General features: G+C 68.6%; 8 protein-coding genes. 7 read left to right on the top strand and 1 reads right to left on the bottom strand.

The genetic code is table 11. From position 1 onward, the window contains the following. From D6T64_RS22400 to D6T64_RS22395, 6 genes are all read left to right on the top strand, one after another. Positions 1-201: hypothetical protein (locus D6T64_RS22400; RefSeq protein WP_199719015.1), on the top strand; the 201-nt coding region annotated here is incomplete at its 5' end. 964 nt (positions 202-1165) lie between these two features. Further along, a complete protein-coding gene (locus D6T64_RS00915) occupies positions 1166-1756 on the top strand; it encodes a hypothetical protein (RefSeq protein ID WP_119970544.1) in 591 nt (196 codons plus the stop codon). A gap of 184 nt (positions 1757-1940) precedes the next feature. Beyond that, the gene (locus tag D6T64_RS00910; protein ID WP_119970541.1) at positions 1941-2909 is read left to right on the top strand and encodes a hypothetical protein; all 969 of its coding nucleotides are present in this window, start codon (positions 1941-1943) and stop codon (positions 2907-2909) included. 50 nt (positions 2910-2959) lie between these two features. Next, positions 2960-4099 (top strand): acyltransferase family protein, encoded by a 1140-nt coding sequence (locus D6T64_RS00905; protein ID WP_158594750.1) that lies wholly within the window; start codon positions 2960-2962, stop codon positions 4097-4099. Positions 4100-4344: 245 nt separating this feature from the next. Continuing rightward, a complete protein-coding gene (locus tag D6T64_RS00900) occupies positions 4345-4701 on the top strand; it encodes a DUF4190 domain-containing protein (RefSeq protein ID WP_119970537.1) in 357 nt (118 codons plus the stop codon). 371 nt (positions 4702-5072) lie between these two features. Then, on the top strand, positions 5073-11198 hold the full coding sequence (locus D6T64_RS22395; RefSeq protein WP_158594749.1) for a beta strand repeat-containing protein: 6126 nt from the start codon (positions 5073-5075) through the stop codon (positions 11196-11198). 159 nt (positions 11199-11357) lie between these two features. On the opposite strand, the gene D6T64_RS00865 is transcribed toward D6T64_RS22395, so the two are convergent. Then, positions 11358-11705: a DUF7882 family protein gene (locus D6T64_RS00865; RefSeq protein ID WP_119970535.1), complete on the bottom strand. Its 348-nt coding sequence runs from the start codon at positions 11703-11705 to the stop codon at positions 11358-11360. A gap of 395 nt (positions 11706-12100) precedes the next feature. Here D6T64_RS00865 and D6T64_RS22775 point away from each other — a divergent pair, with 395 nt between their 5' ends. Beyond that, the gene (locus D6T64_RS22775; protein ID WP_199719014.1) at positions 12101-12859 is read left to right on the top strand and encodes a hypothetical protein; all 759 of its coding nucleotides are present in this window, start codon (positions 12101-12103) and stop codon (positions 12857-12859) included. Positions 12860-13392 lie beyond the last annotated feature (533 nt).

Genomic DNA, 13392 nt, shown 5'->3' with positions numbered 1-13392 from the left:
GCCCCCGCCGCGCGCACCCCGGCCACCGCGGCGGCCCTCGCCGCCGCCGCCCGCATCATCGCCGCCGAACTCGACGCCACCCCCTCAGGCCGCTTCACCGCCCGGGTGCTGCCCGTCGGCCGTCCCCACCTCGCCACGATCGTCGTCGACGCCTCCCAACAACGGATGCTCCTCATCGCCCCCGACGGCACCCGCCGGTAGCCGCGCGCTGCGTTCAACACGCGTCCCGCACTGCAGCCCGCACTGCGTCCACAACCTGCCCTGAATCCGTCCCGAACCCGACCCGAACCTGGCCCGAACCTGGCCCGAAAGGGGGGTGCAGCCCTCGCACCCACCCGAGTACCGTGACAGTCAAGGCACTGCTGACCGGGACATTCTTCACCTCGATGTTCAACTCGGCGGTGTCTCCCCGGGCCCGGATCACGGCCCGACCTGCCGGCGCACCGCGCCGCTCTCGGGCCCGGTCTGCAACCCGCCCCGCCGGCCCGCCCCCGCCAGCCCCCGTTCGCCTGCCCCGCCCCCGTACCATTCGACGGTGTTCAGCGTCGAAAACACGCACAAGCAGCGATTGTGGGTCAAACGGCGGCTGAAGTCCGTCGAATGGTACGCCGGGTCGCCATGGCGAGGGTGCCGAGACGCCGATCGGGACCTCCGTGAGCGTGCGAACACGGTTCGCAGCGCGTGTTCACACAGAGTTAACACAAAATGACCACTGGTTTATCACCTACTTGGGCGATTCAGTGGCACCCCCCGCGCGTGGCCGGAGAACACTAACGGAACGTCCTGAATGTGGCCTGCGCGCGCCATCCAGGCCGTCGCCCTGACCCGCCCCGCCGTACCATTCGACGGAGATTCTTGCCAAAACACACAAAAACGCGTGGAAAACCCCTGAAAGACCGTCAATCTCCGTCGAATGGTACGGAGAATTCACTACTCGACGGATGCTCACCTTCGGTTCCGAAGTCCGCAAGCGAGGGGGGGCCTCCGCGAAAAAAAGACCCGCGCACCCCCCGTCCAGGCGGGCAGAGCAAGCCTTAACCCCCCGTTCGTGGGTAGAAAAATCCACACCTGATCGGTGATTTTCCCTTACCGTAGAGATAGCCGCAATCGTGGCATGCCAATGTCGGCCTTTTATTTGCTCGACCTACAGAGGGGTGACTTTGTCATGCTTAAGAAAAAGTTTGCAGGCGTAGCCGTTGCGGTTCTCGCCGCGTTCCTGATCCTTCCCGCCGCGACCGCCGCTAACGCCGCGAACTACGTGCCGACGACCAGCACCACCGGCGACGTCGTCATCGCAGGCGAAACCGGCGTTGCCGCGTTCGCCGCGAACGCCTTCGACCCGGGCACGAGCGTCAGCTTCTCGGTCGACGGCCCGGGCCTGGCCGTGCTCAGCACCTTCAAGGCCGCTACCGCGACCCTGACCAAGACCGCCACCGGCACGGGCGCTGTCAGCGTCAACGTTGCCGCACCGGCCAACGCCCCCGGCGACTACGCCGTCACCGCCAAGGGTGTTCGCGGCGGCGTCGAGATCTACGGCGTCGCGACCGTCTCGGCTGTTGCCGCAGACTCCGCTGCGGGCCTCGCGCTGACCGGCGCCCGTGCCGACGCCCTCGCCGCCACCGGCTTCAACGCACCGCTCCTCGTGATCTGGGGCGCCGTGGGCGTCATCGCGCTCGGCGTCGCCATGGTCGCCGTGCTTCGCCTGCAGCGTCGTTCGGCAGCATCCACTGCCGCGGCCGCCCTCGTCACCGCGTAACCAGCACCACGGGCACCACCACATTCCGCACCACATTTCGACCGCACCACAGCAGCAGTACCGCACGAATCGGCATCACAGCCGGGACGCGCCCAACGCCCAACCGGCGTTGGGCGCCGTTCCCGTTAACGCACACGACGCACCACCACGCACAACAGAACACGCAGGAGACGGAGGTCTCACGATGCACGCGGCTGGTTGGGCCCTGACTCTCGCGCTGTGTGCGGGCGCGGGCGCGGGCGTTCTGAGCCTGGCCGGCGCATCCGCCCCTTCCGCCGCATCCGCCGCCTCAGTCTCCGCCGTCGACAGCTACGTGCCCGACGCCCCGGTCTCGACCACGGTCACCGGCAACGCGGTGCCCTCCGGAACGGTCACGGTCGCGTTCGGCGCCGGATCCTTCGTCGCCGCCGAGTCCGTCTCCCTCGCCCTGACCGGCGCTGGCCGCAGCACCCTCGCCGCCGCCCACGCGGGCACGATCACGCTGACCAAGGTGACGGATGCCGCCGGCTCCCTCGCCGTCGACGTCACCCTTCCGCCGGCCGCGTCCGGCAGCTACACCCTCGTCGCGACGGGCCTCAAGTCCGCCACCGTCGGCGCAGCCACCATCATCGTCGCCGAGTACCTCGCCGTGCCGGTCGCCGAAGCCGGCGAAGAATCCGACGAGGCCCTCGCCGACACCGGGGCCCGCCAGGTCGTCACCGCCAACCACATCGCGGTCACCGGTGACGATTCCGCCGGCGGTACCGCGAACGTCGCCATCGCCGCCGCGGCCTTCACCCCGCACGAAGACGTCGCCTTCGCCGTCGTCGGCTCGGGCAGCGCCACCCTGTCGGCCGTGCGCGCCGCGAGCGTCTCCCTGGTGTTGTCAGCGGATGCCGCGGGTGCCGCCGATCTCACCGTCACCCTGCCCGCAGACGCCGCCGGCGTCTACACGGTCTCGGCGCAGGGCTTGAGCTCACACACGCGCGCCACCACTACGATCACGGTCGGGGCGAGCGCCGCGGCCGCGGCCGACGTTCCGGAGCAGGTGGAGGCATCCGGTGCCGTCTGGCTGCGCGGGTATACCAGCCCACTCCTCTACATCTGGATCGCGACCGGCCTCAGCCTGCTCGCCCTCGGCATGATCGGTGTGCTGAGGCTGAAACGCCCGTAGCGCGGGCGCACGTATTACCCTTAACACTCACGCAGAGAGATGGGGGCCCGGTGGCAACGCTCGACGAGGCCTTCAATCCGAGACGCAATTCGCTGAACGCCCTCAGGCTGGTGCTCGCGGCACTCGTGATCGTGTCGCACGCGTGGATCATCGGCGGCTACGGCTACCCGCCCGCGCTGATGGGCGTGGACATCGGCATGTTCGCCGTCTGCGGCTTCTTCGCCATCTCCGGATACCTCATCGCCGCCAGCCGGCTCTCCGCTTCCCGGTTGTCGAGCCTGTCGAGACACGCCGGTGGGTCGAGACCACCGCGAGCCGACCTCCAGACCGAGCCCGGGCTCCTCGCGTTCCTCTTGCGTCGCTTCCTGCGCATCTACCCCGCCTTCCTCACCGTGCTCCTCGTCACCGCCGTCATCTTCGCCCCACTTTCCACTCTCCTCGCCTCCACCGACACTCCCGCCCCGAGCTACCCCAGCGCCGCAAGCTACGTCGTCGCCAACCTCTCCCTGCACATCACGCAGTGGGGGATCGACGGAACCCTCCTCACCGCCCGCATCCCGACCTGGAACATCCCGCTCTGGTCGCTGGTCTTCGAAGCGCTCTGCTACCTCGCCCTTGGCCTGCTCGCATCCGTCGTGCCGCGCCGTTTCTTCACGCCAGCCGCCGTCACCCTTTTCGCCGGCATCACCCTCGCGGCCGTGCTCACCCGCCCCTTCGGATCCGCCGGCTTCACCGACAACCTGCTCGCCCTCGGCTCCTTCTTCTTTGCCGGCGTCGTGCTCTATCTCTTCCGGCAGCGGATGCCCTCCTCCGCACCCCTCGCCCTGATCGCCGCCGGCATGGTGCTGCTCCTCCTCGCCCTCGGATTCTTCAAGCCCCTCGCCGCCTTCCCCCTGGCCTACCTGCTGCTCTACCTCGGCGCCGTGCTGCCGCTGCACCGCATCGGCGCCCGCAACGACATCTCCTACGGCCTCTATGTCTACGGATTCCCCGTGCAACAGCTCCTGCTGCTCGCGACCCAGAGCCTGACCGAGAATCCGATGCCCGTCGCGGTCTTCGCGACCCTGTCGGTGGTCGCCACCATCCCCTTCGCCCTCGCGAGCTGGTTCCTGGTCGAGCGCCCCGCCCTCACCCTGAAGCGCTTCGCCGCGTCGCGCGTCGCACCCGCACCCGCACCCGCCCGCACCTGAGGTACGGACTTCGTGCCTTCCCGCGGCTCGCGAAGGCACGAAGTCCGTACCTCACCGAAGTGGATGCCCCCGCCCGCCTCGGCGAGCGGCGCGGCATCCGTCGCCCGCAGCTGAGGCGCGGGCTTCGTGCCTTCCCGAGCACAACGAGGGCACGGAGTCCGTACCTCACCGCGCCGCCGCATTTGCACTCAGCCCCCCGCACCTGTCACGCTGGCGATACTGAGTAACAACTGAAAGGCCGCAGCATGCTGAACAACCTCGTCGGGTGGCACATCCTCGTGCTCCTGAGCTTTCTGCTGATCCTCGTGCCGATCGCCGGCATCACCTTCACGCTGCTGCTGCGCAAGAAGGCAAAGGATGCCGGCCAGGCCACCGAAGGCCCCGGACTCAACGTGCTCGCCGTCGTCGGCTTCATCATCTCGCTGCTCGCCCTCTCGATCCCCGCGGTCATCTGCGGCCACCTCGCCCTGAAACAGATCAAGACCACGCACGACCGCGGCTGGGGTTTTGCGACCACCAGCCTCTGGATCGGCTACTACGGCATCGCCGTCGGCGGCCTCGCTCTGGCCGTCTCTGCCGGCACCGCCATGGCGCGCTTCTAGCCCCAAGCGCCCCACCCGCCGCCGCGCGCGCGCCAACCGGTCGCGGCACCCGTTAGGTCACCCGGCACTCGTTGTATCGAGTGCCGGGTCGCGCAACGAGGGCCGCGACCGTGCTTCGGCCGCCGCGAGCGAACCGCCGGACTAGCATCGTGCCCTGCCCGAGTGCCCACGAGGGCGGCACGCGGTATACCCGGGGTCTGCCCCCCAACGAGTGCCCGCGCAAATGCCGACTACCCAAACACTGTTTTATCCCCAAAACTGACGAGGTGTGACAGTTGTGTCGCCACACAGTAAATTTGGGGGATTTCCACGTGAGAAGAATTCGCGCCGTTCGTCGTGCTCAGAGTCGAGTGCTCGCTTTCACCACCACAATGGCGCTTCTGCTGGGGCTCGGTTTCACCACCGCCGCTCCCGCACTCGCAACCGAAACCCCCGCCCCCGAGGCCACCACCTCGATTGAGGCCACGCCCACCACCGCGCCCGAGTCAACGGCCATCGCGACGGATGCCCCCACAGAGTCGGCCACGCCGGCTTCGACCCCGGAGCCCACCACGACCCCGGCCGCGACCGCGGCCGCGACCACGACTCCCTCAGCCGCTCCCTCCGCCACGCCGACCCCCACGTCCGCCGCGGAACCCGAGGCCGAGACGTCCGCCGAGACCTTCGCGGCGGCCGGAGTGGCCCCGGAAAACGCCACCGTGACCGGTCGCGTGATCGACTCGGTCACCAACGCCGCGATCAGCGACCTCGAGGTGACCCTGGTCTACTGGACCGAGAGCATCGGGGGCGACGCCGCCCCCCGTGTGACCGCGACGACCGACGCGAACGGCGACTTTCTGTTCACCGTGCCCGGCGATGTCAGCGCATCATTCCTCCTGCAGGATGCTTCTGACCCGTACATCGACATTGTGACCTTCATTCCGCAGGTGATCGGTGCGGGCAGCAGCTACAACCTCGGCACTGTTGTGGCCGTGCGCGGCGCTACCCTCAGTGGCACTCTGTCGGCCCCGGTTGACCTGCTCGGGTCGATGTCGACCTCCGTGTATGCCTTTCCGGTGGCAACCGGCTCCTCCTACGGCTCGGGCACAAGCTCGGCCCGCATCGACCTGACCACCGGCGGCGCTGCCGATTGGGCCATGATGGTCGAGCCGGGACAGTACAACCTGCAGCTCTCCAACGGCTACGAGACCCAGGCGCTTTGGTACAACAGCACTGGAAACGTCAGCACTCAGTCCGCTGCCGAACTGCTGACCGTGACCGCGGGCGTGCCCTACCCCGGGCTCGACGGCATCCTCAGCTTCGGAGAACACACGGTCAGCGGCCGGGTCGTCGACTCCTCGGGCAACCCGTTGCCCGGCGTGAGCGTGATCGCGTGGGACCCGGAGACCTCCTTCAACTCATCGAGAGCCGTCACCGACACCGCGGGTGACTACGTGCTGGGAAACCTGCCGGCCGGCTCCTTCGAGATTGGCTTCAACCCGAACACCGGAACCGGCCTGCACCAGTCCTACAGCGACGGGTCGGGCACCACGCCCACACAGCTGGTCTTCACCGACGGTGTCACCAAGGTCTACCCCAATATCAACGCGACGATTCAGCGTGGCAGCAGCGTTAGCGGCCTCGTCACCCTGAACGACGCTCTCGGCGCCGACATCGAAGTGACCGCCTCGCGGGACGGCAGAGAATGGGTAACCGGCACGGATAGCGCGGGTGCGTACCGTTTCGATGACCTCGACACCGGCGACTACACCATCACTTTCCAGACCGGAAACGTCGTGGAGTCCTACGCGCAGGTCCTCTCCGTCACCAACGGCACCCCGGTCGACCACACCGGCATCAACGCGTCCCTGCAGAGCGCCGTGATCTCGGGCACGGTCACCGTCACGAGCACCAGCCCCCAGTACGTCGAGGCGGTCGTCGGCGACGACTCCGTCGCCCGCGCCACCGTCTCCGGCGGAACGTACACGCTCAACGTCACCCCGGGCAGCTACACGCTGCGGCTGTCGACGTTCCAGGGCGTGTCGCAGTACTACGGCGACGTTTTCGCGGCGGATGCCGCGGCATCCGTCACCGTCGCCCTCACCGATTCCGTCACCGCTGATTTTGCCCCGATCGGCGGCACCCTCACCGGCACGGTGACCGGCTACACCGACAGCTACCGCCAGGTGGAGATCTATTCCGGCTCGGACTGGTTTCCGCTGGCGACCGTGCAGACGATGAACGGAAGCTATTCCATCAACCTCCCCGCCGGCAGCTACACCGTGCTCTCCCGCACGAATGCGGGAAACATCGAGTACTTCGACGGGGTCTACACGCGTGAGCAGGCGACCCCCGTCACCGTCGTCGACGATGAGATCACCACGGCGAACTTCGTGCACACCGGCGGCACCATCTCCGGCTCGGTCTCGGGCTTCGGCGACTATCCCACGATCTGGGTGCGCGACATCGCCAGGAATGCGGACGTGTCGTCGTTCGTGGCCTACAACGGTTCCTATTCCATCGACGTGCCGGTTGGCAGCTACACCGTGAGCGTGGGCCGCTGGGGCTCGGCCGAGGAGTACTACGAGGGCGCTCTGTCCCAGGAAGACGCCACCCCCGTCGTCGTCGCCGCGGGTGCGAACGTCACGGCCAACATCGTGCGGCAGGCAGCGAACATTTCGGGAACGATCGAAAGCGCCACCAACACCGCTGACATGTCCACGGTCGAGGTCTACGACAGCGCCACCCTCAGCCTCGTGCGCAGCGGCTCCTACTATGGACCCTCCTATTCCGTGTCGCTGGCGGCGGGCAGCTACCTCGTGCGGGTTCTTCTGCAGGACGGCACGATCCGCTACCTGAACGGCGCGTCCTCGCTCGCCACGTCAACAGCGATCGTTATCGGCGGCGGCGAAACCGTCACCGCGAACTTCCCGGTCGACGAGGTCGCAACGCCGGCGACCGTGCCCACTGCCCCCGGCGAGCCCACGGTGACCGCGGTCTCCCGCAGCGAGGTTCTCGTCACCTGGGAGGCGCCCGACGACGGCGGTTCCGACATCACCGGGTACCGGGTGCTGCTGTCCGATTCCCACGGCGTCGAGGTCGGTTCGGCCGACTCGGCGCAGGGCCTGAGCCACACCTTCTCCGGGCTCACCCGCGCCACCGCCTATACGGCGAAGGTCAGCGCGACCAACGCTGTCGGCGACGGCTCCTGGTCCGCGGATTCGGACCTGGTCAGCACCCCGGCCGACGTGCCCGAAACCCCGACCGCCCCCGAGCTGAGCGACGCCACGGCCACGACGCTCCTGGCCACCTGGGCCGCCCCCGGTGACGGGGACAGCGCCCTCACTGGCTACACGGTCACCCTCTTCGACGGCACGACGGTCGCCGAGACTTTCGTGACGACGGATGCCGCCACCCTCAGCCACGAATTCACCGGCCTCGACCGCTACACCGACTACACCGCGACCGTGGTCGCGCAGAACGGCGAGGGCGACAGCCCGGCCTCTGCGGCCTCCGGGGTGCGACGCACCCTCGCCGAGCTGCCCGGTGCGCCGACAGTCGTGACCCTGGTGGCGACATCCGCTACCGCGATCACCGTGGACTGGACCGCGCCGACCGACGACGGGGGAGCGGACATCGACCACTACCTCGTCTCCTTCGGAGACGACGAACCGGTGACGAGCACGAGCACGACGGCGACCTTCACCGGTCTCACCCGCGCCACCGAGTACACGGCCACCGTCACCGCGGTGACCGCGGCCGGTGCCGGCGCGGTCTCTGAGACGGTGTCTGCGACGACGGATGCCCTCGCTCCCGAAGCCCCGACGGCCCTCGCCCTCACGGCCACGTCGGCGACGACCCTCGCCGCAACGTGGACCGCGCCCGAGGACAACGGCGGATCGTCGATCACCGGCTACACCGTGCACGTCTACGCGGGCGACACCCTCGTGGACACCCTGACGCCCGACACCACCGCGGTCACGATCACCGGCCTGACCCGCGCCACCGTCTACACGGCGACGGTGCAGGCCCGCAACACGATCGGTGGCAGCGCGTTCTCGACCAGTTCGGCCGAGGAACGCACCCGGCCGACCGCGCCCGACACCCCCGTCGCACCCGTGCTCACCACGGTCTCCTCCTCGGAGCTGACCGCGACCTGGGTCGCCCCGGCGTCGGGTGGCGACGCCATCAGCGCGTACACGGTCGAGCTGTCGAAGGCCGGATATGTCGTCGCGACGCGCACGATCGAAGCCACCTTCAACGGCGCCACCACGGTGAACTTCACCGGCCTGACCCACGCCACCGCGTACACGGCGACCGTGCGGGCCGACAACCTCACCGCCCTCGGCGAGCGATCACTCGCCTCGAACGAGCAGTTCACGACGTCCCTCGCGCCGGCCACTCCGGCGGCGCCGACCCTCGCGCCGACCTCGGCGAGCGACCTCACCGTGGCCTGGACGGCCCCGGCCAACGGCGGCACCGCCATCACCGGCTACACCGTGACGGTGTTCCAGAACGGCGCCGTCGTTCAGACCCTGCCCGTAGGCCTGGTCACCTCGGTCGGCGTGTCCGGCCTGGTGCAGAACACCGCATACACGGCGACGGTCTCGGCGACGAATGACATCGGCACCAGCATCTCCGCGGCATCCGTTGCAGCCACCACGTTCGCCGGAGCACCCGAGGCACCGAACATGCCCACGCTCACGGTCGACAGCAGCACCCAGCTGACCCTGACCTGGACGGCCCCGGCCGACGGTGGCAGCGCCATCACCGGCTACAAGGTCACGGTCTACCAGAGCGGCAACACGTTCGTGAGAACCGCCGCCGCCGATGCCACCAGCCTCGCGATCACCGGCCTCACGCGCAACACGGCGTACATGGCCTCGGTCGCGGCGATCAACGCGGCCGGCACGGGAGCGCCCTCGGCGACCTCCGGCGGAGAGGCCACCCTGGCCGAGGTGCCATCGGCTCCGGATGCGCCGGTGCTGTCGGCGGCGACCTCAGGCTCGATCACGGTCACCTGGGCCGAGCCCGCCGACAAGGGCGGAATCTCGCTGCTGCCGTACACGGTCACCCTGTCCGACGGAACCACCACCACGAGTTTCGAAACGGCGTATAACTACACCACCACGCACACCTTCACGGGCCTGCCGCGGGCCACGGCCTTCACTGCCACGGTCACGGCGAACAACTACGCCGAACTGAGCGCGACCTCGGCGGCATCCGCTGCCGTGTCAACGCTCGCCGAGAAGCCCGGTGCCCCCGCGGCGCCGAGCCTCACGGTCGACAGCGCGACCGGGGCGACGGTGGCGTGGGCCGCCGCGACCGACGATGGCGGAGCATCCGTCACCGGCTACACGGTGACCCTGACCGCGGGCGACACAATTCGCACGCAGTCGGTTCTCGCCGACGAGCGAGCATTCGCGTTCACGGGACTCGCACCGAACACGCAGTACACGGCCACCGTCGCGGTGAGCAACAACATGGGTCGCGGTGAGGCTTCGGCTGCGTCCGCCCCGGCATTCACGCCGATCGGCGCCCCCGCGGCTCCGGACGCGCCGGTGCTGAGCGATGCGACGACGACCGCGGTCACGGTCACCTGGACGGCACCCGCCAACACGGGCGGATCCGCGATCACGGCTTACACGGTCACGCTCTCGAACGGCACGAGCATCACGACGGATGCCCTCAGCCACAGGTTCACGGGCCTCACCGAAGCCACGGCCTACACGGCCACCGTGTCGGCGGCCAACGTCGAGCAGTCGAGCGCCGCGTCCGCCGAGTCCGCCGAGGTGAAGACCCTGAGCATCCCGCTCCCGACTGCGGACCCGACCGCGGAGCCGACGCCGACTGCGGACCCCACTGCTGAGCCGACGCCGACTGCTGAGCCGACGCCGACTGCTGAGCCGACGCCGACTGCTGAGCCGACGCCGACTGCTGAGCCGACGCCGACTGCTGAGCCGACGCCGGCGCCGACCGCGACGCCGACTGCGACGCCGAAGCCCACCGAGACGCCGACGGTCACGCCGACGCCTGCTCCGACTGCGGCGCCGCTACCGACCCCGGCACCGCCGACCGAGGCAGCCCTCGCCACGGTCCTGCAGGACGAGATCACCATCGACACCGACAGCCTCGCCGCGGGCAGCCTCACCCAGGGCGAACAGGTCACGATCTCGGGGCTCACCCCGGGCAAGGACTACTTCGCCTGGTTCCTGTCAACGCCGATCGCGACCGGCTGGTACACGGCATCCGCGGCGGGAACGATCACCGTGACCGTGCCGAGCACGCTCACTGGAGCGCACCGCGTCGCCGTGCAGAACGAGGCCGGGGTCATCATTGGCTGGACCAACGTGACGATCGCGGAGTCTCCCGCTACCCTCGCGGCGGCCCAGAGGGCAAAGGAACTCCCGTCCGCGGGAGCCAACGCCCTCCCGATCGGCCTCACAGCCGGCACGCTCCTCGCCCTCGGCCTCGCGACCCTGGTCCTGGCCCGTCGCCGTGAGGAATCCCGCGCCTAACCGCTGAGATACGGAAAAAGCACCTTCGTTCACAAAACGAGGGTGCTTTTTCCGTCCCTCAGCGCCCACCTCACCACCCGCTTCACACCCGACGGATGCCCCGCGCGGCTCCTCGCACCGGCCCGCCAAGTCCTCGTCTGGCCTGACCGAACGGGCAACCTACCGCCGCGCCCGCTGCCGACTCTGAGGCCCCGTCGGCACCGCTTCGCTCGGCGCGGGCTCCGGCACGAGTTGCAGCCCGATCGCGGAGTTTGCCGACTCCGACAGCGCCTCCACCCACTCGCGGTTATACGTCGTCGACACGTTCTCGACGTAGTTGTATGACATCGGAATCGCCGGATGCATCCAGATCGAACTCCGCCCGCCGCCGAGGTCCGGCTCCACGGTCCAACTGAAGTAGAAGGACTCCCCGCGCCGCAGCTTGGCGCCCACCACGAGCTGCAGGTGCGCGAGCACCCGGTCGTCGAAGTGCGCCGTGATGTGCGAGTCGTAAGTCAGCTTGCCCATGTGACGCTCCCAGATTTGGTCAAGATCACTCATGCAAACGCGCGGCGACCCCGTTCAGACAGATGCCCAATTCCCCCAAATCCGGACACATCGTCCTTGATGCGGGTCTGATCATAGTGAACGCGCAGCTTCGGTATACAGATTTTCAAATGCCGATCCGGTCCCCAGAGTAGGTCACATTTTGTCTCCCCGAACAGGGGGTGACCGGCCCGTTGGCCGGCGCGTAACATACCAACTGAAGGTCACCCTGATCAGCAATTTGCGTCAGTGAACCTCCCTCCTGGCCCCGCTGGTCGCGCATCCGTCGCTGATGGATCCCCAGCCTCCCCGGAGCCGCGCCGCGATTCCGCCGCGCGCCCGCGCCCTGCTTGCGCCGTGCTGTATCCAGTCACTGGATGCCCCGCGCCTTACCCGAGAAATGTCGCCTCACCATGTTTGCCACCCGCACCACCCGCAGTACCGCGCGCCCGAACGCGCGGAGCACCCGAATCTTCGCCGCACTCGCCACGTTGTCCCTCGCTGTTTTCGGCCTGGCCGTCGTCGGCCCCGCGGAAGCCCACGTGCCCGAGGTCGCCTCGACCTGCACCGCCGTCACCCTCACCCTCGTCAACTACGAGACGCAGACCGGCAACCTCACCCCCAACACGGTCTCGGTCATCATTGATGGGATGTCTGTGGCCACCGAACAGTTCGGCAGCAGCTTCACCCACACCTACGTCTTCGCCGACGAGCTGACCGCGCACCCGTACACCGTCCTGATCGATGCCGTCGGCACTGCCTACGACACGAGCCAGTCGGGTACGAGCGTCGCCTGTGTCCCGACGCCCACGCCCACGCCGTCCGTGACGCCAACCCCGACCCCCACGCCGACGCCGACGCCCACGCCGACAGTAACCCCAACCCCCACGCTGACGCCGACCGTAGCGCCCACGCCGACAGTAACCCCCACGCCGACCGTGACGCCCACGCCGACAGTAACCCCCACGCCGACCGTAACCCCGACACCGAATACCCCGCTCGCTGACACCGGCTCGTCCCCGGCCCCCGAGCTCGCCGCCACCGGCGTAGACCTCAGCCGCATCGTGCCCCTCGCCGCGCTGATCGTAGCCCTCGGACTCGCCCTGGGAATGGCCCGCCGCCTCCCCACCCGCTAACGATTCGCGANTCGCCCTGGGAATGGCCCGCCGCCTCCCCACCCGCTAACGATTCGCGAGCCGACCTTCAGTCTGTAGGTCGGCTCGCCGTGGTTTCGACCGCTCCTTCGTCGCGGCTCAACCAGCGGAATTCCCGTCTCGCTGGTTGAGCCTGCGCGCGTAGCGCGCTGGTCGAAACCTCGTAGGCCGACCTAAAGTCCGAAGGTCGGCTTGCCGTGGTTTCGACACGGGCGCGCCAAAAGCGTGCGCGCCCTGCTCAACCAGCGGATGCTCGCTGGTTGAGCCTGCGCGCGTAGCGCGCTGGTCGAAACCTCGTAGGACGGCCTGCAATCCGAAGGTCGGCTCGCCGTGGTTTCGACACGGGCGCGCCAAAAGCGTGCGTGCCCTGCTCAACCAGCGAGGAGGGGAGTAGCGCGCTGGTCGAAACCTCGTAGGCCGACCTTCAGTCTGTAGGTCGGCTCGCCGTGGTTTCGACCGCTCCTTCGTCGCGGCTCAACCAGCGGAATTCCCGTCTCGCTGGTTGAGCCTGCGCG

The organism is Cryobacterium melibiosiphilum (genome assembly GCF_003602235.1).
GTDB lineage: Bacteria > Actinomycetota > Actinomycetes > Actinomycetales > Microbacteriaceae > Cryobacterium > Cryobacterium melibiosiphilum.
This window is presented reverse-complemented; position numbering and strand designations above follow the sequence as displayed.